At 43.7% G+C, this 21,657-nt stretch carries 24 protein-coding genes and 1 other annotated feature; of the genes, 7 read left to right on the top strand and 17 right to left on the bottom strand.

The features are described from left to right. Positions 1 to 338 precede the first annotated feature (338 nt). Together IEW67_RS05950 and IEW67_RS05945 are read left to right on the top strand one after the other, a co-directional pair. Entirely contained in the window at positions 339 to 1,259 is a 921-nt protein-coding gene (locus tag IEW67_RS05950) for an ABC transporter ATP-binding protein (protein ID WP_188632150.1), read from the top strand. Beyond that, complete coding sequence (locus IEW67_RS05945) at positions 1,252 to 2,202, top strand: ABC transporter permease (protein WP_188632149.1); 951 nt, start codon at positions 1,252 to 1,254, stop codon at positions 2,200 to 2,202. Before IEW67_RS05950 ends, IEW67_RS05945 begins: the two co-directional genes overlap by 8 nt. Before the next feature lie 64 nt (positions 2,203 to 2,266). Here the strand turns inward: IEW67_RS05945 and arsC are convergent, their stop codons facing one another. The 8 genes from arsC to IEW67_RS05905 form a co-directional block, all read right to left on the bottom strand. Beyond that, the gene (gene arsC / locus IEW67_RS05940) at positions 2,267 to 2,686 is read right to left on the bottom strand and encodes an arsenate reductase (thioredoxin) (RefSeq protein ID WP_188632148.1); all 420 of its coding nucleotides are present in this window, start codon (positions 2,684 to 2,686) and stop codon (positions 2,267 to 2,269) included. A gap of 26 nt (positions 2,687 to 2,712) precedes the next feature. Further along, positions 2,713 to 4,011, bottom strand: a complete 1,299-nt coding sequence (locus tag IEW67_RS05935) for an arsenic transporter (protein WP_188632147.1) — start codon at positions 4,009 to 4,011, stop codon at positions 2,713 to 2,715. A gap of 21 nt (positions 4,012 to 4,032) precedes the next feature. After that, positions 4,033 to 4,374 (bottom strand): ArsR/SmtB family transcription factor, encoded by a 342-nt coding sequence (locus IEW67_RS05930; RefSeq protein WP_188632146.1) that lies wholly within the window; start codon positions 4,372 to 4,374, stop codon positions 4,033 to 4,035. 71 nt (positions 4,375 to 4,445) lie between these two features. Beyond that, positions 4,446 to 4,721, bottom strand: coding sequence for a YkvA family protein (locus IEW67_RS05925; protein WP_188632145.1), 276 nt, complete (start codon positions 4,719 to 4,721; stop codon positions 4,446 to 4,448). A gap of 128 nt (positions 4,722 to 4,849) precedes the next feature. Then, positions 4,850 to 5,482 carry a hypothetical protein gene (locus tag IEW67_RS05920; RefSeq protein WP_188632144.1) on the bottom strand — a complete coding sequence of 211 codons (633 nt, stop codon included), beginning with the start codon at positions 5,480 to 5,482 and terminating at the stop codon, positions 4,850 to 4,852. Between the two features lie 3 nt (positions 5,483 to 5,485). After that, positions 5,486 to 7,315 carry a translational GTPase TypA gene (gene typA / locus IEW67_RS05915; protein WP_188632143.1) on the bottom strand — a complete coding sequence of 610 codons (1,830 nt, stop codon included), beginning with the start codon at positions 7,313 to 7,315 and terminating at the stop codon, positions 5,486 to 5,488. Positions 7,316 to 7,375: 60 nt separating this feature from the next. Continuing rightward, complete coding sequence (locus IEW67_RS05910) at positions 7,376 to 8,695, bottom strand: sensor histidine kinase (RefSeq protein WP_188632142.1); 1,320 nt, start codon at positions 8,693 to 8,695, stop codon at positions 7,376 to 7,378. A 2-nt stretch (positions 8,696 to 8,697) separates the two neighbouring features. After that, entirely contained in the window at positions 8,698 to 9,384 is a 687-nt protein-coding gene (locus IEW67_RS05905; RefSeq protein ID WP_188632141.1) for a response regulator transcription factor, read from the bottom strand. A gap of 164 nt (positions 9,385 to 9,548) precedes the next feature. Between IEW67_RS05905 and IEW67_RS05900 the strand changes: the two genes are divergently transcribed. Continuing rightward, positions 9,549 to 10,895 carry a S1C family serine protease gene (locus IEW67_RS05900; RefSeq protein ID WP_188632140.1) on the top strand — a complete coding sequence of 449 codons (1,347 nt, stop codon included), beginning with the start codon at positions 9,549 to 9,551 and terminating at the stop codon, positions 10,893 to 10,895. A 216-nt stretch (positions 10,896 to 11,111) separates the two neighbouring features. Beyond that, positions 11,112 to 11,909, top strand: a complete 798-nt coding sequence (locus IEW67_RS05895) for a hypothetical protein (RefSeq protein WP_188632139.1) — start codon at positions 11,112 to 11,114, stop codon at positions 11,907 to 11,909. 103 nt (positions 11,910 to 12,012) lie between these two features. Here IEW67_RS05895 and IEW67_RS05890 read toward each other — a convergent pair whose 3' ends face one another. The 5 genes from IEW67_RS05890 to IEW67_RS05870 form a co-directional block, all read right to left on the bottom strand. Beyond that, a complete protein-coding gene (locus tag IEW67_RS05890; RefSeq protein ID WP_188632138.1) occupies positions 12,013 to 12,219 on the bottom strand; it encodes a zinc ribbon domain-containing protein in 207 nt (68 codons plus the stop codon). Between the two features lie 86 nt (positions 12,220 to 12,305). Continuing rightward, positions 12,306 to 12,974: a TraR/DksA C4-type zinc finger protein gene (locus IEW67_RS05885; protein WP_188632137.1), complete on the bottom strand. Its 669-nt coding sequence runs from the start codon at positions 12,972 to 12,974 to the stop codon at positions 12,306 to 12,308. 69 nt (positions 12,975 to 13,043) lie between these two features. Beyond that, positions 13,044 to 13,490 carry a GNAT family N-acetyltransferase gene (locus IEW67_RS05880; protein WP_188632136.1) on the bottom strand — a complete coding sequence of 149 codons (447 nt, stop codon included), beginning with the start codon at positions 13,488 to 13,490 and terminating at the stop codon, positions 13,044 to 13,046. A gap of 30 nt (positions 13,491 to 13,520) precedes the next feature. Beyond that, positions 13,521 to 13,832, bottom strand: a complete 312-nt coding sequence (gene yxiS / locus IEW67_RS05875; protein ID WP_188632135.1) for a protein YxiS — start codon at positions 13,830 to 13,832, stop codon at positions 13,521 to 13,523. A 391-nt stretch (positions 13,833 to 14,223) separates the two neighbouring features. Continuing rightward, positions 14,224 to 14,424 carry a cold shock domain-containing protein gene (locus IEW67_RS05870; RefSeq protein ID WP_188632134.1) on the bottom strand — a complete coding sequence of 67 codons (201 nt, stop codon included), beginning with the start codon at positions 14,422 to 14,424 and terminating at the stop codon, positions 14,224 to 14,226. 301 nt (positions 14,425 to 14,725) lie between these two features. On the opposite strand from IEW67_RS05870, the gene trhO reads away from it, so the two are divergent. Together trhO and IEW67_RS05860 are read left to right on the top strand one after the other, a co-directional pair. Further along, complete coding sequence (gene trhO / locus IEW67_RS05865) at positions 14,726 to 15,709, top strand: oxygen-dependent tRNA uridine(34) hydroxylase TrhO (RefSeq protein WP_188632133.1); 984 nt, start codon at positions 14,726 to 14,728, stop codon at positions 15,707 to 15,709. A 183-nt stretch (positions 15,710 to 15,892) separates the two neighbouring features. Further along, on the top strand, positions 15,893 to 16,372 hold the full coding sequence (locus IEW67_RS05860) for a glutathione peroxidase (protein WP_188632189.1): 480 nt from the start codon (positions 15,893 to 15,895) through the stop codon (positions 16,370 to 16,372). Positions 16,373 to 16,483: 111 nt separating this feature from the next. On the opposite strand, the gene proS is transcribed toward IEW67_RS05860, so the two are convergent. Beyond that, a complete protein-coding gene (proS, locus tag IEW67_RS05855; RefSeq protein ID WP_188632132.1) occupies positions 16,484 to 17,923 on the bottom strand; it encodes a proline--tRNA ligase in 1,440 nt (479 codons plus the stop codon). Positions 17,924 to 17,979: 56 nt separating this feature from the next. Then, positions 17,980 to 18,201, bottom strand: a binding site (T-box leader). 167 nt (positions 18,202 to 18,368) lie between these two features. On the opposite strand from proS, the gene IEW67_RS05850 reads away from it, so the two are divergent. Then, positions 18,369 to 19,646, top strand: a complete 1,278-nt coding sequence (locus tag IEW67_RS05850; RefSeq protein WP_188632188.1) for an MFS transporter — start codon at positions 18,369 to 18,371, stop codon at positions 19,644 to 19,646. Between the two features lie 67 nt (positions 19,647 to 19,713). On the opposite strand, the gene IEW67_RS05845 is transcribed toward IEW67_RS05850, so the two are convergent. From IEW67_RS05845 to IEW67_RS05835, 3 genes are read right to left on the bottom strand one after another with little or no spacing between them, the layout of a single operon-like run. Continuing rightward, positions 19,714 to 20,265, bottom strand: coding sequence for a cysteine hydrolase family protein (locus IEW67_RS05845; RefSeq protein WP_188632131.1), 552 nt, complete (start codon positions 20,263 to 20,265; stop codon positions 19,714 to 19,716). Positions 20,266 to 20,318: 53 nt separating this feature from the next. Then, positions 20,319 to 21,149, bottom strand: coding sequence for a bifunctional hydroxymethylpyrimidine kinase/phosphomethylpyrimidine kinase (thiD, locus tag IEW67_RS05840; protein WP_188632130.1), 831 nt, complete (start codon positions 21,147 to 21,149; stop codon positions 20,319 to 20,321). 21 nt (positions 21,150 to 21,170) lie between these two features. Then, positions 21,171 to 21,656, bottom strand: a complete 486-nt coding sequence (locus IEW67_RS05835; protein ID WP_188632129.1) for a DUF456 domain-containing protein — start codon at positions 21,654 to 21,656, stop codon at positions 21,171 to 21,173. Position 21,657 lies beyond the last annotated feature (1 nt).

The raw sequence follows: 21,657 nt of genomic DNA, 5'->3' as shown, positions 1-21,657 counted from the left end.
CAAATCAAATGGACAGAGTATTTTTTATAACGTCAGAAAGTATAAATTACGGATGACCTTATAAGAAAAGCTTCGGCATTCGCTATAAGACGAGGCGAATGCCGAGTTTTTCTAATAACATGAGATAATATAAATTACGGATGACCTTATATGATTGTTTCGTTTCATCAAATGGTATTGTAATTTTTCACCTATTGTGTGAAGATAATATGCGGATGAAACCTTTCAGAGCTTCTTACAGATTACTATAGGGTGTTATCATGGAATGCTTTCTATTCGCTTGTATCAAAAGAGTAGCATGCAGACAATTGTGCTGAAATAATTGGGGGACTTTTATAATGTCAGAAACAGCCATGGAATTAGTCAATGTCCAAAAGACAATTGGCAATAAAGAGATTATTAGAGGATTATCATTCGAAATTTACAAGGGAGAGGTATTCGGATTTATCGGTCCCAATGGTGCCGGGAAAACAACAACCATTCGTATGATGGTCGGATTGATGGGCCTCTCAGATGGCGATGTGCAAATACTGGGTAACAGCATCCATTCCGATTATAAAGCGGCCATCCAGGAAGTCGGAGCGATTGTGGAAAACCCGGAAATGTACCCGTTCATGACCGGGAAACAGAATTTAATGCATTACGCCCGAATGATGCCCGGAGTCACGAAGGAGCGTATCCGGGAAGTTATTGCGCTTGTCGGACTGGAAAAGCCAATCAATGACAAAGCCGGAAAGTATTCACTTGGAATGCGGCAGCGACTGGGCATTGCACAGGCGTTGCTTCATGAGCCGTCTGTCCTTATTCTCGACGAACCGACCAATGGCCTGGATCCGGCCGGTATTCGTGAAATCCGCCGCTACATACGGAAATTAGCCGAAGAAGAGAATGTTGCTGTGATCATTTCCAGCCATTTGCTTTCAGAAATCGAGCAGATGTGTGATCGTATCGGTCTGATCAAAAACGGCGAAATGATTGCAATCCAGGATGTAGATGCAACTACCGCTGAGACAACGACTGTTGGTGTTGAAATAGAAGCAGCGCCGGTCAATCAGGCGGCTGAAGTCCTGAATAAAGAATATGGTATCAACGCGACAATTAACAACGAGCGATTATCACTGCATGTGGAACGCGAGACAATACCAAAAGTCGTTCAGACACTCGTCGGTTACAATGTACAGATATATCAGGTAACCATGGTGAAATCAACACTGGAGGATAAATTCTTTGATTTGATTGGGGAGAATACGATTGAATAATTTTTTTCAGCTGCTGATTAATGAACAAATAAAACTATACATACGCAAATCAACATGGACCATGTATATTCTCATAGCGGCTCTTGTTATAGGGTTGGCCTTTATTTCCAACTATGCTGCCGATCAGACGGAAAAATATCAGGATGACAACTGGCGGCAGACACTGCAGGATGAAAATAAGGAAACAAAAGAGGACATGGAACAAGAAAACATGACGCAAAACTTTCATTCATCCCGGATCGAGAAAAATAACTTCTATCTTGAAAACGACATTCAGCCGCGCAATTATGATACATGGCAGTTCGTCATGGAAAACAAATTTTTGCTTTCGCTTGTAAGCCTGTTGACAATCATTGTTGCTGCAGGAATTGTTGCAAATGAATTCAAATGGGGGACCATCAAGCTATTGCTGATTCGCCCAATTACCCGGACCAAAATTTTGGCATCCAAATATGTATCCGTACTATTGTTTGCATTGTTCACGCTTTTATTTGTATTGATATTTTCATGGGTTGTTGGGGCTTTATTTTTCGGTGTCAGCGGTATGGATCCCCATATTGTCCTCCGTCAAAGCGAAGGCTATGCACATGTTTCCATTATCGAACAGATCATTAAAGGCTATGGACTGCAGCTTGTGACATTAGTCATGATGGCAACATTTGCTTTCATGATTTCGACCATCTTCCGGCAAAGTTCATTGGCTATCGGGATCGCCATTTTCCTTATGCTTTCCGGTAATGCGATTGTTGGTTTTTTCTCTAATTATAACTGGGCAAAATATATCCTGTTTGCTAATACGGACATGAATCAATATATCAATGGGTCGCCAATGTTTGAGGGTATGAGTCTAGGATTTTCCATTACCGTTCTGGTGGTTTATTACGTCATTTTCCTTACCGTATCATGGGTCTTCTTCACCAAACGGGATGTTGCAGGACACTGAATATATACAAAATGAATAGTAATAGTAACAGGGCCTGGGTATCTATGAAGACACCCGGCCTGTTTCAGTTTTCTTTCGGAAGTCGGATAATACGCCGCTCGATTTCATTGCGGACCCGCTGAAACACTTCCCAGCGTTCAGATTTTGTCCCCTCAGCTTTGGCAGGATCATCGAACCCCCAATGGACCTTCTTTATCTGTGGTGGTGTCCTCGGGCAACTATCCCGCGCATCACCACATAATGTTACGACCAAATCAGCGTTATGAAGAATCTCCGGGTCAATTGTACATGATTCCTGATTTGAAATGTCAACCTTAGCTTCTTTCATGGCTTTGACTGCGAGCGGGTTTAAACCGTGCGCCTCGATGCCGGCACTTCGCACATCCCAGTTGGCACTAAGATGTTTCTTCCCGAATCCTTCTGCCATCTGGCTTCGGCATGAGTTTCCCGTACAGAGAAAATATAGTATTGGCTTTTCAGACATACGCTCACCTCTTCTAGATTTATGTATTACAATAGCAGTAGTGTTACATATAATCCGAAAAGCGTGATAAATAACGTTGGCACAGTGAGAACAATACCCACTTTAAAATAATAGCCCCATGAGATTTTGACACCTTTCGTTTTAAGTACATGCAACCACAACAATGTCGCCAACGAACCAATCGGCGTGATTTTCGGTCCCAGGTCACTGCCAATCACGTTAGCATAAATCAGCCCCTCTTTTACGACGCCGACAGCATTCGTGTCTGCAATCGCGAGTGCATCAATCATAACAGTCGGCATGTTATTCATAATTGAAGACAGTGCAGCGGCTATAAAGCCCATCGCCATCGTAGCTGTAAATAACCCCTGACTGGCCGCTGCATTCAAGGCATCAGCCAGTAAATCAGTCAATCCCACATTACGCAGTCCGTAAACAACGATGTACATGCCAAGTGAGAAGAAGACGATGTCCCACGGCGCACCCTTGATGACTTTCCCGGTTTCTACTGCGCTACTTTGGCGTCCGAGCAATAGAAAGATGATCGCTATCGTTCCGGCTATAATCGAAACGGGTATTTCGAAAAACTCACTTGTAAAATAACCAACCAGCAAGATACCGAGAACGGGCCATGACAAGTGGAACATTTTTTCATCTTTAATCGCATCCCTGGGTTTTTGCAGTTGCTTAACATCATAACTGCCCGGTATATCTTTTCTAAAAAAGAAATACAGCACCAGTATGCTTGCAATCAATGAAAACAGGTTCGGAACGACCATGCGTGTTGCATATTCCAGAAAACCGATGTCAAAAAAATCCGCCGAGACAATATTGACCAGATTACTGATAACAAACGGCAGTGACGTTGTGTCAGCAATAAACCCACTTGCCATAATGAATGGCAATATAAAGGTATCTCTGAAATTCAAAGCCCGGACCATTGCCAGCACGATGGGCGTCAGAATCAGGGCTGCTCCATCATTGGCAAACAGAGCAGCCACAACCGCACCCAAAACCGAAATATATATAAACATTTTCACGCCGCTTCCACCTGCAACGCGTGCCATATGTAATGCTGCCCATTCGAAAAAGCCAATTTCATCGAGTACGAGGGAAATCATGATAATCGCCACAAATGCCAGAGTTGCATTCCACACAATATCGGTCACTGCAATGACATCATCAAACGTGACGACACCCATAAGCAAAGCAATCAAGGCAGCAAAACAGGCCGTATAGCCGATCCCCAAATTTTTAGGCTGCCAGATAATAAGCACTAATGTCGTCAGAAAAATAATGATTGCTAAAATGGTCTGTAAATCCACTACTGTTCCCCCTGTGATAACTTAACATTGATTTTGATTCTTTGAATTATCCATTTTTTGTTTGAATGTTTCCTGAACTGAAATGGACTCAAGGATATGCTCCACTAATGAGAAAAACTCACTTTTACGGTTTAGACGATAATATACCCACTGCCCACGCCTGTCTTCAACTATTACTTTCGCATCACGCAATTTACGCAGGTGCTGACTAACCGCCGGCTGTGACATATCTAATACATCCACCATTTCACAAACACAGCATTCTCTTTGATATAGCATCAGAGCAATTGACAAACGTGTCCTATCACCAAACAGTTTCAGAACCGGAACAGCCTCTCTTGCAGATACACCTGTTCTCTCCATAAAATACCCACCCACATTCATACATAATTAAGTGCTTATATAAGCATAAACAATAGAAATAGTATATGCAATCATTTTAAATGGTGTTTTTCCTTCAATGATTGCGGTGCAACTTTCACCATCAACTGCAAAATGAAGGTTGCAACGGTGATATCGTCAATTATCCCAAATATATAAAGGAAATCCGGAATCAAGTCAAATGGGAGTGCAATATAGCCTATAATCAGGACAACATATAAAAATTTTGTTGTTCTCTTTACTTGCGTCGACCGGAAGAAGTCCGTAATAAATGGGATTGATTTGTGAAATTTGAATAAGAAGCCAAGCCGTTTTAAAAATTTCATCATACATTGATACCTGCCTCTATCGAAATACAGTTATTATGCTCATGCTCACTTACATTAAAAGAAGACTTCCCGTTCAGACTGTAGTAGGGAAGCCTTCGATATTAAGGAATCGGGGGAGTATTAACCCTTCAACCGCCTGGCAAAATCGACAAACTTGAATTTATCCGGCCGATGCCGGGACTCAGTATAGCTGATCTCCGCTCTTTTCTGCCGATATTCTCGGCCTTCTGCCGATATTCTCGGCCTTCTGCTGATACCAGCGCTCTTCTGCCGATATTCTCGGCCTTCTGCTGATATAAGCGCTCTTCTGCCGATATTCTCGGCCTTCTGCTGATACCAGCGCTCTTCTGCCGATATTTTCGGCCTTCTGCTGATATAAGCGCTCTTCTGCCGATATTCTCGGCCTTCTGCTGATACCAGCGCTCTTCTGCCGATATTTTCGGCCTTCTGCTGATATCAGCGCTCTTCTGCCGATATTCTCGGCCTTCTGCTGATATAAGCGCTCTTCTGCCGATATTCTCGGCCTTCTGCTGATATAAGCGCTCTTCTGCCGATATTCTCGGCCTTCTGCTGATACCAGCGCTCTTCTGCCGATATTTTCGGCCTTCTGCTGATATAAGCGCTTTTCTGCCGATATTTTCGGCCTTCTGCTGATATAAGCGCTTTTCTGCCGATATTTTCGGCCTTCTGCTGATATACAGAAAATCGCAGCAAAAAATCCGGCAATAGCCTCCCACTGCCACTGCCATTGCCGGTTCCATTCGTCAGCCTAATTTTGCTTTTTTAGCTTCCTTTTCACGTTCACTGTGATTCAATATCTTTTTGCGGAGCCTGACGGTTTCCGGTGTCACTTCACAGTACTCATCATTGTTCAAATATTGAAGTGCTTCTTCAAGAGACATATCGCGTGTTTTTCTGATTGTTGCGGTCTGATCTTTCGTTGCTGATCGAACGTTTGTCAAGTGTTTTTCTTTGGTGATATTAACTGTCAGATCATTTTCGCGGTTGTGCTCGCCAACAATCATGCCAGCATAAATTTCCGTTCCCGGCTCAACAAAAATCATGCCACGGTCTTCAAGCTGCATAATGCCGTATGTTGACGCCTTGCCATTTTCCAAAGCAACAAGTACACCTTCACGGCGACCGCCAACCTGACCCTTTATGATCGGCTCATAGGAATCAAACGTATGGTTCAGGATGCCATACCCCCGTGTCAATGACATGAACTCCGTTGCATACCCGATCATGCCACGTGAGGGCACCTTAAATTCGATACGCACCTGGCCGTTGCCTTGATTGACCATATCAAGCATTTCACCTTTGCGTTCGCCCAGTGATTCCATAACGGGACCGGTGTAATCTTCCGGAACATCAACCTGTACATGTTCAACCGGTTCACATTTGACGCCATCGATTTCTCTAATGATGACCTGGGGTTTTGACAATTGCAATTCGAAGCCTTCGCGGCGCATGTTTTCAATTAAAATGGACAGGTGCAGTTCACCGCGTCCTGAAACAGTCCAAGCATCAGGTGAATCGGTTGGCTCGACACGCAAGCTGACATCTGTTTCGAGCTGTTTCATTAAGCGTTCTTCAATTTGTCTCGATGTGATATAACTGCCTTCACGTCCGGCAAATGGACTGTTATTGGTCAAAAATGTCATTTGCAGTGTCGGCTCGTCTATTCGGAGCCAAGGCAAACCTTCAGGATGATTCTGCGAGCATATCGTCTCGCCGACGTTGATATCATCCATGCCTGCAATCGCCACGATGTCACCGGCCTTTGCCTCCTGAATCTCCACGCGCTTAAGACCTATAAATCCAAATAATTTGCTGATACGGAACGATTTTTGCGATCCGTCTTTTTTCAGAACGACAACCTGCTGTCCGACACTGATCCGTCCGCGGACAACACGCCCGACACCAATCCGTCCGAGATAATCATTGTAATCCAGAAGCGTAATTTGGAATTGCAACGGATTCTCTGATGTATCCGGGGGGGCCGGAATATGATCCATGATTGTTGTGAACACCGGATCCATTGTCTCCGCCTGTTCATCAGGCTCTTCACCTGAAGTTCCATTCAATGCAGACGCATAGACAACCGGAAATTCGAGCTGCGCGTCATCTGCGCCAAGTTCAATAAATAAATCAAGAACCTCATCAATTACATCATTCGGACGAGCATTGGGCCGGTCGATTTTATTCAACACAACGATTGGTGTCAACTTTTGATCTAGAGCTTTTTTCAAAACAAACCGTGTCTGCGGCATACAGCCTTCATAGGCGTCAACCACCAGCAGGACACCATCGACCATTTTCATAATACGCTCGACCTCACCACCGAAGTCGGCATGACCCGGTGTGTCAAGAATATTAATGGCTGTGTCATTATATTTAATTGCCGTATTTTTCGATAAAATCGTAATACCGCGCTCACGCTCAATATCATTCGTGTCCATGGCACGGTCATCCACCTGTTCATGTTCGCGAAATGTACCCGAATACTTCAGCATCTGATCAACAAGTGTTGTCTTGCCATGGTCAACATGGGCGATAATGGCGATGTTGCGGACATCTTCTCTTAATTGCATAAACGTACGCTCCTCTATTCTTTAAGGATGACTCAAACTATACTATTGTAACATAAACATTCATTCTTGAAAAACAATCTCAAATTTAGCACCGCCGAGGCTGGAATCACTCACCATAATCTTTCCGCCGGACTGCTCAACTATTGCTCTAGCAATCGCCAATCCAAGCCCCGTCTCTCCAGTTTTACCTTTAACAAATCGGTGGAATATATGCGGGATAATGTCCTCCGGTACACCATTCCCGTCATCCTCAATTGCAATTGTCTTATTTTCGACTGTGATCGCAACACAAGATTTGGCATGCCGGACCGCGTTAATGGTTAGATTTAATAAAGCACGCAGCAGCTTGTCCTGGTCAACGAAAAAGAAACTGTCACTATCCACGGTATGGCTCAGCTCAAGTCCCTTTTCTTGGGCGAGCGGGAAAGTCCGGTCCAAAACCTGGTTAATCAGCTCAGAAGCTTCAATCTGCTCCGGCCGGTATTCCGTCTGTTCACTGTCCAACTTAGCCAGCAGTATCATTTCGTTAATGATTGTTTTCAGACGATTAACTTCTGTCACCATCATCTCCAGACCCTTTTCCTTATCAGTCTCCTCGAACACATTATCACGGATTCCCTCTGCATAACCTTGAATTGTCATAAGTGGTGTTTTCAGTTCATGACTGGCATTCTGGAAAAATGTCTGTTGTGATTTCATATACCGGTTAAGCTCTGTCGCCATATCATACACACTTTGCTCAACTTCTTTAATTTCACCCGTTGCCTTCACACGCTCGATTTGATCGAATTGCCGTTTCTCAATTTTCTTCAGCTGTTTTTTCAATTTAGTCAGCGGGGTTACTAACTTGTTGGTCAGCAGATAACTGATCGGAACGGCTGCCAGAATGCCAACAAAGAAGACGAGCAGCATTCGTCTAAAAAAATCCTGTTGTACCGTCTGTAAATCAGTCAACGGGGTTAGTAAAATCATTTCCAGATCCGTTTGTTCCGGATAAATTAGAATACGCGAAGTGACAAATTTGCTGTTTCCCGCTTCCCATAAATCCTCCCGTGTCTTCGCAAAATAATTCTGGTCTAAAAATCCCTGGACATACTGCTGCGGCATCGTCGACATCAACACTTGATCTTGATTGCGGTCATACAGAAACAGCTGGAGGTCCTGGTCCTTCAAGAAACCGCCGATATTCTGATTGTTCCCCTGTGATCGATATTGTTCGTTCAGCACGTCAACAAGCAGTTCACCCTTTTGCTGCAATTCCATTCTTTCATTGTCTATTAGCATTCCTAGTATCATCGAATAGATGACATATCCTGTGACAGCAAGGATAACCAGCAAGAGGGAGATGAAGGCTAAATTTAATTGGGATTGAAGTTTCATGGTTATTCCTCTTCTTCGCGCAGCCGATAGCCATATCCCCATACCGTCTCCAATGGTATATCGGGCAATTTTTTGCGAATCCGTTTAACGAGATCGTCAACAGCACGGTCACTTCCGAAATAATCTTCGCCCCAAATTTTAATGAGGAGTTCCTCCCGGGAGAATGCTCTGTTTACATTTTTGGCAAGAAGTAGCAGCATATCAAATTCTTTGGTTGTAATATCCTCCTCCTGCCCGTGCCAAAAAATGCGCCGATCATTTTCGTGAATGAACAGAGCCCCTGCTTTAATCTTGTCCGGCAATGAATGATCATCCTGTAGTGATGGCTGGCTTCGCTTGAGCACACGCTTAACACGGGCTATCAGTTCCCGGGGGCTGAAGGGTTTGGTTAAATAATCATCGCCACCCAATTCAAGCCCTAGAATCTTGTCCACTTCATCGTCTTTGGCGGAAATAATAATAATCGGCACATCGCTTTCCTGCCGGATTTTTTTGCAAAACTCGTAACCATCCATTCCGGGCAGCATAATATCGAGAATCCACAAGTCCGGCGGCTGACTCTCCCATAGGTCCCATGCCTCTTCAGCAGTTTCCATCACGGTTATATCAAACCCCTCTTTTTTCAAATATGCCGAGACAATATTTTGGATATTCGCATCATCTTCCACGACACCAACATAATTCGTCATAAACGTTTCCTCCATCAATGTATTGTTATGATTTACTAAGTTCTAAAACGGGAAAACCGTTAGTACACATTACACATTTTTGCCATATTCATACCAAAATGCTACCAAACGATATGGCTATAATGGAACATGTAATCATCATAACGCAAAGAGGTGAGATATTCATGGATTACAATAATAATCATAATGATCATCCATACAACCATGGCGATATGGATGATGAAAATCAAACGTATAACAAACAGGAAACAACCGGAAATCCAGAATCGGAAGCAACCGGTGGCATTGCCCAAACGGCGAGACAGAATACGAAAGTCAGCCAGACCGAAAAGTCGAAGCCGAAAAAGTCCGGCAATGTGCTGAGCGGTATCGCCGGCGGCTTAATATCAGCCATCATCGTTGTTCTGCTATTTACAACGAATATTATACCAAGCAATGACACTAGCACCAGCCCGGACTCGGGCGATGCGTCAAGCGGGAATGATGCATCAACTGGAACACCTGAAGTAACAGAAACGCTTGCTTCAGGTAATGCTGATGTCGCCTCAACCATGGATGAGGCATCCAAAGCGGTTGTTGGTGTCACGCGCATGAAGCAGCAAAGCATTTGGGAACAAAGTAAGGAATCCGGAAGTGGATCAGGAATTGTTTATAAAAAAGAGAACGGCAATGCTTATGTGGTCACAAACCACCATGTTGTCAATGGTGCCCAGGAAGTCGAAGTGGTTCTCAACGATAAGGAACACATTAAAGCAGAAGTTTTAGGCTCAGATAAATTAAGTGACTTGGCTGTCCTGAAAGTTGACGGTTCCAAAGTGGATACCGTTGCCAATCTTGGGTCTTCCAAAGACTTGAAAGTTGGTGAAACGGTCATTGCAATCGGGAACCCACTCGGAATGGAATTTGCCAATACCCTCACAAAGGGAATAGTCAGCGGCCTGGATCGCTCCGTTAGCATGGATACCAACGGTGATAAACAACCCGATTGGATCACCGAGGTTATTCAGACCGACGCTGCCATCAACCCCGGAAATAGCGGCGGTGCCTTGGTCAACTCAGATGGCAAGGTGGTTGGCATAAACTCGATGAAAATCGCACAGACCGCGGTTGAAGGCATTGGATTTGCAATACCGATTGATACGGCAAAGCCGATTATTGAGCAGCTTGAAACAGATGGCAAAGTTGCCCGTCCATTCATCGGAATCAGTACAGCATCCATCAAGCAGGTTCCACGGCAATACCGTGATCAAGTGCAACTTCCCGAGGATGTCAAAGGTGGCATGGTTGTTGCACAGGTCGAAACAGGATCACCTGCGGATAACGCAAATCTGCAACAATTTGATGTCATCACAAAAATCAACGGCAATGACATCACATCACTGATAGACTTACGCAAATATCTCTACAAAGAAGCGGAGATCGGAGAAAAAGTCGAGCTTGAAATTTATCGGAATGGAGAAAAGCAAAACGTATCCCTTGAATTGGTAGAGCGAAGTTCGCAGCAACAGTAAAGGAATACTGCAGGAGAACTCTCCCCCATAAATTATAGTTTGTGACGTTATAACAAAAAACCTGCGCTATCATTAGCTGCAGGTTTTTTATGTGATGTACGTGTCACCTGTTTGAGACCATTGTAAGGCTAAAGGAAAAATAATAAAAGACCACCCTTTCAGATTTTGACAAAAGCCATTATACTTTAATTAAGTAATGGAAAAGGAAGTGATATTATGCAATGTTCTTTATGTGGCCAATATTCGGAAGAGGGCGAATTCTGCACGAATTGCGGTGCTCAGCTGGTTCCGGATCAAATAAACACAGATTTAGAAGTTCCGGGTCAGAAGGACAATGATGATGCAACGAATGAGAATGTTGGACAAGAAAGTGAAACGCCAAATTCATCCAATGAGTTTGTGGAAAAACTAAAACATGATGCCATCAATTTCGGGCATTTTTTCATGACACTTGTGAAAAATCCAAATGAAGCGAAGAAAGCGAATGATTCGGACATTGTTTCGGCTATTATAACTTTTGTGTTATTTTCATTATTGTTGTCATTAAGTTACCACTTTGTACTCAACGCCATTCCGGTAGGTTTTTTCGGTAATGCTTCATTATTTGACAGCTTTATCCTACCATTTATAACGTTTATATTACTGCAGATCCTGATTGCGGGTCTAACGTTTGCCGGTACGAAACTATCCATTCAAGCCGCCACCTTTCGAAGTACCATAGCCAAATACGGCGCTTATTTAATCCCCTTTCTCCTTTTATATGCTGCTGGTCTGATTTTGTTTTTCATCGGACTGTCAGCCCTTGCCGGAATTCTTTTCCTGATAAGTATTCTGGGACTATTATTGTTGGTTCCGACGTTCATCTTACTGGAACAACCGTCGGAAGGGTCTGACCGTATTTATATACTGTTGGGACTATATATTATCGTCATCCTTGCATTTGCCCTGTTCTCCCAGTCGTTTATAAATTCAATTATCGGGAACATGATGGATACAATGTTTCGCGGGTTTTGACCTAGCCGAAAAACCGGGCCTTGATCACCTGTGATCAAGGCCCGGTTTTATGTGAAACGATCCTATTCTCCGGCAGTGCCATGCTATTACTTATGGCGAATCCTTAACCAAAAAAGAAGTCGAATATGTTGCTACCGGCAGAACTTTTCTTATTGTAAAATTCCGAGTATCCGCAGTTTTTACACGAAATAACAATAAATTGATTATTTTGGACATCAAACATTTTGGAGAGGCCTGTCCCAGTCATGCCTACCTCTTTCTGTTCAGCATCCGTGCTGCCGCATTTGATACATCCACGGTTATCTTCCATTAATTATCATCTCCTTATGGGACTTTACGAAAATAAGGAGCACATGGTTTCATTTTGCATCTGAATCATTGCTGCAGCAGCAAAAATCATTCCTCTTCATACTTATTGTGATTCGGTGTCACACCTGTGAAGTTACCCTCTTGGTCAGCCGCCAAAAAACTTTCCTCATCCGTAACACTTCCGATATTTTCATCACTGTTCGGATACATCTCATCGTAATTGTCACGATCGCCATAAAAATCGGATGCTGTTTCCGACGTGCCATACCGGCTCACTTCCTGCCAGGTATCCTCTGCATCATAACCCGTTTGCTCTTCAGCAGTTATCTCATCAGGATTTATATTGGGGCTAAAAACACCCTCTTCAACCGGCCGGTCAACCTTGGCACGATTATCCGAATTCTCCGCGTGCTCAAAACAACGATCGGCTGTCGGAACCGCCTCAAGCCGCTCAAGCGGTATGTCCCTCCCACATTCGCTGCAGATGCCATACGTTCCATCCGCAATCGCATGCAGAGCCGCATTGATATCCTGCAGTTCTTTTTCCGCATGTTCATTCAACGCGAGATCCTTCCCGCGCTCAAACATTTCTGTTCCCGTATCGCCAGGGTGATTATCATAATTAGATAACTCACCCGTCGATTGCTGTGTCATTTCAAGCGAAGCCCCAAAATGATCCTGCACTTGACTGATCAGATCATCTTGCCGCTGGAGCAATGCGCTTTTACATTGTCTAAGCTGTTCATCTGAAATCATAGCCGTCAGCCTCCATTTCTAAAAATGAATCGCTAACCATACTATGTACTGATATGAATGAATGATACTTTATTGTTGCTTCCATATCATGTCAATATGCGGAATACCGTCTTCAAGATAGGATTCGGATGCTTGCCTGAACCCAAACTTCGAATAAAATGTCTTTAAATGTTCCTGAGCTGCGATTTTTATCTCCGTCTCATGCCACTGGGTGCAAATATACTCAATAGCTTTTTGCATAATATCACAGCCATATCCGCGGTCACGACATTTCTCTGCAACTGCAACCCTGCCGATCGAAGGTTCTTCAAATGTCGTATTCCTCGGCATCATCCGCACATTGGCGACAAGATCATGACCGATTTTTAAAAAATAATGAACAGCCTGCTGATCATAATCATCCAGCTCAGGATACGGACATTCCTGCTCCACGACGAAAATATCAACGCGTAGTTTCAAAATTGCATATAAGTCCTCATTTGTCAGTTCCTGAAAAGGCTTAATGTACCATTCCATCTGTCACATCTTCCCCCTTGTTTTTAAGATTCAATCGTCATTTGTTCGTTTATTATTGTCGATTCGCTCTTGGACAATTAATGCCAGGTCATGATTGCCGAACAACTGAAGAATATTTAAGACCGTCTGATCAGGAATGGCCTCTGATTCCTGTTTGGAAACCGTTAATTCCAGTGCATCCTTTAACGCCTGATTATTCAGTTGACCCGGATACGCCTGTTCATATAACGCTTCCGGGTCCAAATCGTTATTAATGCACCACTGTGCATAAACAAGAATCATCATTTTTTCATCCTGCTGGTAGCTTTCGATAACCTTTTGTTCAAAGTCATTTTTATCCATATCCTATTCACACCTTTCGCAACATGAGCAGAAAAACGGTAGTGTCTGCCGGCGTTCGAATGCCAAACTTTATAATAGAGGTTGTTCAAAAAGTCCGGTAAACATGATACTTCGAATTTCTTCGTTGGCTTGTTTCTCCGCTCCTTGGAAAAGAAAAACACTTTTCCTGCGTGCGAAGCGGATTCAGGACAGCATTACTTGTGCTCATGTATTTAAAAGCATACATTCCGTTGCTCGAAACTGCGCCGCCTCGAACTTCTTGATCCTTTTTATCCTCCTTATTGAACACGCACTAATAGCATCCTTTGACCCTTTATATATATCAAATCCGTTACGAAAATAAAAAAGGTTTACCCCACAAATGAGATAAACCTTTTCATATTACAATCGATTATACGGCTGTAACGTTAGCTGCTTGTGGCCCACGGTTGCCTTCAACGATTTCGAATTCAACGTTTTGACCATCTTCAAGTGTCTTGAAGCCTTCTTGGTTGATAGCTGAGAAGTGAACGAATACATCGTCTCCCTCTTCACGCTCAATGAAACCAAAGCCTTTTTCAGCGTTGAACCATTTTACTGTACCAGTCATCATAATAACGACCTCCTTATGCAAATATGTGCAAAGTAATTGAACCATAAATACTTTTACACCACTTGTTTAAAGAGATCGTAAAGTATTACTTATTTCAATTTCATTTGCTTATTGTTCACTTTACTACTTTCAGCTGAAAAATGCAAGTATTTTTCTTGAAAAAGTTAACGTTTATTTGCTTAAGCAGAAACCTTGCCTGGTAAAACACATAAAAACATGGTAAAATATTTTTCTGCAAGATTATAAGTAAGTTACCCACTGCATTTGTATCTTGCAAATATGAATGGTAGGTGGTATTGACATGGAGGATAAACGGGAGTATCAAGTGTTGCTCTATTATAAATTCGTCCCGATTGAAGATCCAGTGACCTTTTCAGAAGAGCATTTGGCATTCTGTCAGGAACTTGGACTCAAGGGACGGATTCTTGTAGCACATGAAGGACTGAACGGAACGGTATCCGGTACAGTCGAACAGACCGAAAAATATATGATGGCCATGCATCAGGATTCACGATTTGCTGACATGACTTTCAAAATTGATAAGCACGATGGACACGCTTTTAAAAAAATGCACGTGCGTCACCGTTCGGAAATCGTCAGCCTGAAGCTTAATGAAGAAGAAGATGTCAGTCCGTTGGAAAAGACTGCGAAATTCCTCTCGCCAAAGGAGTTTTATGAGGCGATGCAGGATGAGGAAACAGTGATTCTGGACGCTCGGAATGATTATGAATACGACCTCGGACACTTTCGCGGAGCAATCCGTCCGGACATTGAAACATTCCGGGAACTGCCTGACTGGATCCGCGAAAATAAAGATCAGCTGCAGGATAAAAAGGTACTAACTTATTGCACCGGCGGCATCCGCTGTGAAAAATTCTCCGGTTGGCTAATGGATGAAGGAATACAAGACGTCAATCAGCTTGAAGGCGGAATTGTCACGTATGGTAAAGACCAAGAGATACAGGGTGAACTCTGGGACGGAAAATGTTACGTATTTGACGAACGCATCTCGGTCCCCATCAATCAAAACGCACATGTGGTCGTTGGAAAAGATTATTTTGACGGAACACCCTGCGAGCGCTATATTAACTGTGCCAATCCGTCATGTAATAAACAAATCATCTGCTCCGAAGAAAATGAGCATAAGTACATGCGCGGCTGCACCCATGAATGCCGGATAAGCCGGGACAATCTGTATGTCCGGGAACACAATTTATCCCAGGAAGAAATCGATCGCAAACTTACAGTAATTGAGAAAGAGAAGCGCACAACACAGAAAGCCTGATAATTAATAGGAAGGGATCGGCAGTTTAGCCGGTTCCTTTTTATGTGAAAGCGGCTCTGCCCTGCTTTTAAATGTGAACTTTAGCATGTATGGATTACTGTCCTGTCTTGCATGCAAGGTGATTTAATTTTTTGACAATAATTGGGCACCTTGTTATTCTTTACAAAAAAGGGGGCGATTTTAATTAGTGTTTATGATTTCTCCGCAAAGACAATAGATGGAGAAGAAAAATCGCTGAATGAATATGAGGGAGACGTACTGTTGATTGTCAATACTGCCAGTGAATGTGGATTTACACCACAATTTGATGGCTTGCAAAAACTTTATGATACATATAAAGATGATGGGCTGACAGTACTCGGATTTCCGTGTAACCAATTCAACAGTCAAGATCCGGGTTTAGATGGTGAAATAGCCCGCTTTTGCCGAAGAAATTACGGTGTCACATTCCCTATGTTCAGTAAGATTGATGTCAAAGGTGAAAATGCTCATCCCTTATTTGTGTATCTCACCCAACAAGCAAAAGGTGTGGTTACCAGACAGATAAAATGGAACTTCACCAAATTCCTAATTGATCGAAATGGAAACGTCATTAACCGCTATGCACCACAAACAAAACCGGAAAATATCGAACAGGATATTGAAAAGGCACTTCAAAATTGAAAGGGTTGTCCCGCTATATGTCGGGACAGCTCATTTCTTTCTCGGGAACATGGTTGCTCGCTCGGGAACAAAAAATCGGGCGGCTGTGAGCAGCGCCCGATTTTTTTCAATTTAATATGCTCGCGCCCAATAGACCATTTCTTTCGCTTTCCTTCCGCAGTACACACAGGAATCCGAAACCTTTTCCTGCTCAAATGGGATACAACGTGATGTGGCGGATGTTTCTTCCTTAATTTTTTCCTCACATGCTTCATCACCGCACCACATAGCCTTGATAAATCCTGGCGTTTCGTCCAATGCCTGCTTAAACTGATCCATATCCACTGCAGTTGTCATTGTTTCTTCAAGATGCGCCAGAGCCCCGTCATACAAGTTCTGCTGCACTTCCTCAAGCAGAGCCGGCAGCCGCTCTTCTAGTTCACTCAGTTGTACAAACTCTTTATTGCCGGTATCGCGGCGGACCAGTACAACCTGCTCATTCTCAATATCTTTCGGTCCCAATTCAATACGAATAGGGATGCCTTTCATTTCATACTCATTAAATTTCCAGCCAGGCTTCTTATCACTGCCATCAATATCAATCCAAACAAGATTTTGCAGGCGGTCACGAAGATCATACGCTTTATCCAGAACACCTTCTTTGTGCTGAGCGACCGGGACAATCATTGCCTGTGTCGGTGCAATGCGCGGTGGAATGATCAGACCACGGTTGTCGCCATGCACCATGATAAGTGCGCCCATAATACGGGTGGACATGCCCCATGATGTCTGATGAACCGGCTTTTGCTCGCCATTTTCATCGAGATAAGTAATGTCAAATGCTTCCGCAAATCCTGTTCCCAAGTAGTGCGATGTCCCGGACTGAAGCGCCTTACCGTCATGCATCAGACTTTCAACGGTCAGCGTATAATGAGCACCGGCAAACTTTTCACTTTCGGTCTTTTTCCCACGGAGAACCGGCACAGCCAAGTAATTTTCACAAACATCAGCGTAAATTTCCAGCATCTGATTTGTCTCCGCTTCAGCATCTTCACGTGTCGCATGAGACGTGTGCCCTTCTTGCCACAGAAATTCCAACGAACGCAGGAACGGCCGGGTTGTTTTTTCCCAGCGGACAACATTGCTCCACTGATTATACAGCTTCGGCAGGTCGCGATAAGAATGAATATTTTTGGCATAATACTCACCGAATAAGACTTCGGATGTCGGCCGGACACAGATCCGCTCCGCTAGCTCTTCATCGCCGCCGTGAGTCACCCAGGCAACTTCCGGCGCAAATCCTTCAATATGATCTTTTTCTTTTTGCAGCATGCTTTCTGGAATAAACAACGGAAAATACACATTCGAATGACCGGTCTCTTTAAACTTCTTGTCCAATTCATCACGGATATTTTCCCAAATGGCGAAACCGTATGGCCTAATGATCATCGTTCCGCGCACTGTCCCGTAATCAACCAACTCCGCCTGCTTCACAACATCCGTATACCATTGAGCGAAATCATCTTCCATTGCAGTGATTTTTTCAACAAATTGCTTATTGTTTTTACCCAAATAAGACACTCCTTCAAAAAATATCAAGACCTTTATTAAAAAATCCTCCGTCCTGAAAAAGGGACCGAGGCCGTGGTGGTACCACCCTTGTTTGCAGTATTCAACCATTCTGCACACTTAAAATCATAACGGTTTAAAACCGCGCACATCTTTCGGCAAAAACCTTTCAATGGCGAACTCAGAGGCAGGTTCAAGTTGATGTCTTTGGAAATTTCCACCGACCATTTCCTCTCTGTCAAAGACCTGCAAACGATACTAATCCTCATCAGCGTTTCATCTATTGTATTTTTTAATATATACGGATGTGCCGTTAAAGTCAAGCCCAAGCCGTAAACTCAGTCCGAAGACCGACGAAAATAACAACTGCTGTCTGATTTTTCGGACTGGATTATTCTATAAAATAAAGTTAGACTTTTAAAAGGTACATGGGATGGGGGACGTTATGATGGGAATATGGAAAAACCATAATTTTTTAGTTCTGTTTCTGGGAAGAATTGTTACAAATATCGGTGACAGCATTTATTACGTAGCGGCCATGTGGCTCGTATATAATCTGGGAGGAAGCGCATTTTATTCAGGCTTGGCTGGTTTCTTGACTCTGCTTCCGTCTGCCCTTCAGTTTGTCGCCGGGCCATTTGTGGATCGCTGGCCGATCAAGCGCACACTGATTACGACACAAATCATGCAAGCCGTTCTGATTCTAACAATTCCGGTTGCCTATTATTTTGATGTGTTGACCGTTCAGCTGGTATTAATCGTAATGCCCATTGTAGCCTTTATTGAGCAGTTTGCCTATCCGTCACAGACAAAAGCCTTACCCGCCATTTTGACTCAAAAAGAACTGATAAAAGGAAATTCATACTTTTCATTTGCCTACCAGGGAATTGATCTGGTCTTCAACGCTGTATCGGGTATTCTGGTTGCATTTATGGGCGCGGTTACGCTTTATCTTGCTGATTCGGTGACGTTTGCTGTTGCAGCGATACTATTTAGTCTATTGAAAATGAAGCATATCGAGGATCACCCGCAAAGCCGGGAAAAAGGGTTCAAAACTATCATGACACATTATTTTGCTGAGCTGAAAGAGGGGTTCTCCATCGTTTTCACTTCACTCATGGCTACCTTTCTGATTGGTTCGATTATGGCAAATTTTGCAATTGGGGCGGCTTTGGCGATTCTTCCGGCTTTTGGTGAGGACCATGGCGGAGCGCACGTTTATGGTTTTTACCTGGCTGCCATGTCAACCGGCGGATTAATCGGAGCTTTACTTGCCAATTGGATGGGAAAATTCCGTCTGGGCCATTTTTCTATCGCAGCATTTTTAATCGGGACCGTCTGCTGGGTATTGGCAGCAACCCTTCCTTGGACATACACAGGCATTGTATTGTACGGAATTGCTTGGGTGCCAATCGGCGGTACAAACGTTATCTTTGGTGCAGTCATGCAAACGGTGATCCCCAACAACATGCTCGGAAGAATCAGCTCTGTCCAACGGAGTATGACAGTCGTCGCTATGCCAATCGGATCGCTTGCGGGCGGTTATTTAGCGGCTATATTCGGCAGCACATTAATTTTTGCTGTGTCAGGATTAGGGCTGGCGTTCGTATCAACGGTCTGGATCCTTCATCCAAAACTGCGCAAATTGCCGAAAGCTGATGACATGACGCCAAAATTGCTCCATTTGCCTTTTCCGGATGAGGAACGAACGTCACAACAAGAATGACTGCCGGTATTCGGATTTATCAACCGGAAAAGCCAGAGCCGGGATCGACCCGGCTTTTCCTCAGCAATTATATCACCGTTGCCCCGAGTGTATTTTTAAAATGGCCAAGCGCCCAGTCATGTCCGGTTGCATTAAAACTAGCGACCGCATCCTGATGCACAACAATATTGAACCCTTTGTTATACGCATCAACAGCGGTATGCAGTACACAAATATCAGTGCAAACACCGACGAGATGAATTTCCTCAATCTCACGTTCACGCAATTTAATCTCCAAATCCGTTCCAGCAAAAGCGCTGTAGCGGGTTTTGTCAAAATAATAAACATTGCTCTTATTCTTATGTTCCGCATAGACCGACGCTAACGTTCCATACAGTTCCTGACCATCTGTTCCAATGATATTGTGCGGCGGAAATAGCTCTGATTCAGGGTGAAATTTGTCTCCTTCCTCATGTGCATCAATCGCAAAAACAACAAAGTCATCCGCAGCCATAAAACTTTTCGTGATGGACACGACGTTTTCTTCGATAGCCTGTCCCGGTTTGCCGCATGTCAGATTGCCTTCATCCGCTACGAAATCAACCGTATAATCCACATTGATCAACGCCCGTTTCCCCATCTATCCCACTCCCATTTGAAATTTTGCCGGATCTCCGGCTAGTGACACATCAACTAAAGCTTTTCCACTTTGATGGTATGTGCTTCACCGTTCATACGCATTGCAGCGTGGTACGTCGGGCCAACCTTATCAGTATAAGTAAAGCCATACTCAATCGCCGTTGTCACAAAACTTTTTGCCAGACGAACCGCTTCAGGCATCGAATACCCTTTAGTCATATAAGCCGTAATGGCTGCCGAGTACGTACAACCTGCCCCACTCGTATTTTCCGTATCAATCCGTGGTGCTTCGAATGCCGTCAGAGTCTCGCCGTCATATAGCACATCAATTGCTTCGCCCTTCAATCTGCCACCTTTCACCAAAACGTATTGTGGCCCCAGCTCATACAAATCAACAGCAGCTTGCTCCATATCTTTAACCGTCTGCACGTTACGTCCGTCCAAAAGATACGATGCTTCAGGCGCGTTCGGTGTCAAAACGTCAGCCAATGGAACCAATTTTTCCTTCAAAACATCAATAGCATCATCCGCCAGCAGTTTCGAATCAAGTTTGCCAACCATGACCGGATCGACCACCACTGTCTTCTTATCTGAATCGGCAATCAGATCCGCTGTTTTTTCAATAATATCTTTAGAAAACAGCATGCCGGTTTTAAGTGCATCAACGCCAACCTGATTCATTGCTGTAGTATATTGTGCTTCAATCGCTTCAATTGTCTGAACATGCACATTTTTATCTGTCTTAGGGTGACGGGCAACAATCGCCGTCACCACGCTCATCCCATAGACATCCAATTCCTGAAACGTCTTCAAATCTGCTTGAATGCCAGCACTTCCCCCGGCTGCAGACCCAGCTATTGTAATAACACGTGATGGTAATTTCATAATGCAAAACCCTTTCTGCTATTAAAATATAATCATAACAAAGAACCACATAACCATCGCTAATTGGATGACAACTTTGGCAACTGCTCCGCCCAGAAATCCGATTAATGAGCCCATGGACGCACGGAAAGCCTCCTGAACCGTTCTTTCCTGCATCAACTCAATCAGAAACACCGACACAAACGGAATAATCAAGATGCCGAATGGTGGTAAAACGAATGATCCAATAATCACGGCAATGGCAGCACCGCGTTCGCCCCATTTGCTGCCGCCGTATTTTTTAACAAAATAGCTGTTGGCAATAATGTCTGAAACAATCAGTATAACAGTCAATACAACCATTGCGCCCCAGAAAAACCAGGTTAACTCACCCGAATTGATGACGAAATGATAAAGCAGGAAACCAACCCAAAGTACCAACGGGGATGGAATAATCGGAAAAATAACACCTGCAAAACTTGCGATAAATAGTGCCAAAATGATGATCCATACGATGATGTCTACCATT

This window comes from Lentibacillus kapialis (genome assembly GCF_014646635.1).
GTDB classification, from domain to species: domain Bacteria; phylum Bacillota; class Bacilli; order Bacillales; family Amphibacillaceae; genus Lentibacillus; species Lentibacillus kapialis.
Note: the sequence above shows the minus strand (reverse complement) of the source record. Positions and strands in the feature narration are given on the sequence as shown.

Excerpts from the sequence above, each read along its gene's own strand:
- typA (WP_188632143.1), bottom strand. The coding sequence starts at position 7,315 with ATGCAATTAAGAGAAGATGTCCGCAACATCGCCATTATCGCCCATGTT.
- IEW67_RS05925 (WP_188632145.1), bottom strand. The coding sequence starts at position 4,721 with ATGATGAAATTTTTAAAACGGCTTGGCTTCTTATTCAAATTTCACAAA.
- arsC (WP_188632148.1), bottom strand. The coding sequence starts at position 2,686 with ATGTCTGAAAAGCCAATACTATATTTTCTCTGTACGGGAAACTCATGC.
- IEW67_RS05930 (WP_188632146.1), bottom strand. The coding sequence starts at position 4,374 with ATGGAGAGAACAGGTGTATCTGCAAGAGAGGCTGTTCCGGTTCTGAAA.
- thiD (WP_188632130.1), bottom strand. The coding sequence starts at position 21,149 with ATGAAATTACCATCACGTGTTATTACAATAGCTGGGTCTGCAGCCGGG.
- IEW67_RS05950 (WP_188632150.1), top strand. The coding sequence starts at position 339 with ATGTCAGAAACAGCCATGGAATTAGTCAATGTCCAAAAGACAATTGGC.
- IEW67_RS05920 (WP_188632144.1), bottom strand. The coding sequence starts at position 5,482 with ATGGAACCGGCAATGGCAGTGGCAGTGGGAGGCTATTGCCGGATTTTT.
- IEW67_RS05900 (WP_188632140.1), top strand. The coding sequence starts at position 9,549 with ATGGATTACAATAATAATCATAATGATCATCCATACAACCATGGCGAT.
- IEW67_RS05835 (WP_188632129.1), bottom strand. The coding sequence starts at position 21,656 with ATGGTAGACATCATCGTATGGATCATCATTTTGGCACTATTTATCGCA.
- IEW67_RS05870 (WP_188632134.1), bottom strand. The coding sequence starts at position 14,424 with ATGATGACTGGTACAGTAAAATGGTTCAACGCTGAAAAAGGCTTTGGT.
- IEW67_RS05890 (WP_188632138.1), bottom strand. The coding sequence starts at position 12,219 with ATGGAAGATAACCGTGGATGTATCAAATGCGGCAGCACGGATGCTGAA.
- IEW67_RS05905 (WP_188632141.1), bottom strand. The coding sequence starts at position 9,384 with ATGACGAATTATGTTGGTGTCGTGGAAGATGATGCGAATATCCAAAAT.
- yxiS (WP_188632135.1), bottom strand. The coding sequence starts at position 13,832 with ATGGATAAAAATGACTTTGAACAAAAGGTTATCGAAAGCTACCAGCAG.
- IEW67_RS05845 (WP_188632131.1), bottom strand. The coding sequence starts at position 20,265 with ATGGGGAAACGGGCGTTGATCAATGTGGATTATACGGTTGATTTCGTA.
- IEW67_RS05885 (WP_188632137.1), bottom strand. The coding sequence starts at position 12,974 with ATGATTTCAGATGAACAGCTTAGACAATGTAAAAGCGCATTGCTCCAG.
- IEW67_RS05895 (WP_188632139.1), top strand. The coding sequence starts at position 11,112 with ATGCAATGTTCTTTATGTGGCCAATATTCGGAAGAGGGCGAATTCTGC.
- IEW67_RS05850 (WP_188632188.1), top strand. The coding sequence starts at position 18,369 with ATGGGAATATGGAAAAACCATAATTTTTTAGTTCTGTTTCTGGGAAGA.
- IEW67_RS05910 (WP_188632142.1), bottom strand. The coding sequence starts at position 8,695 with ATGAAACTTCAATCCCAATTAAATTTAGCCTTCATCTCCCTCTTGCTG.
- trhO (WP_188632133.1), top strand. The coding sequence starts at position 14,726 with ATGGAGGATAAACGGGAGTATCAAGTGTTGCTCTATTATAAATTCGTC.
- IEW67_RS05880 (WP_188632136.1), bottom strand. The coding sequence starts at position 13,490 with ATGGAATGGTACATTAAGCCTTTTCAGGAACTGACAAATGAGGACTTA.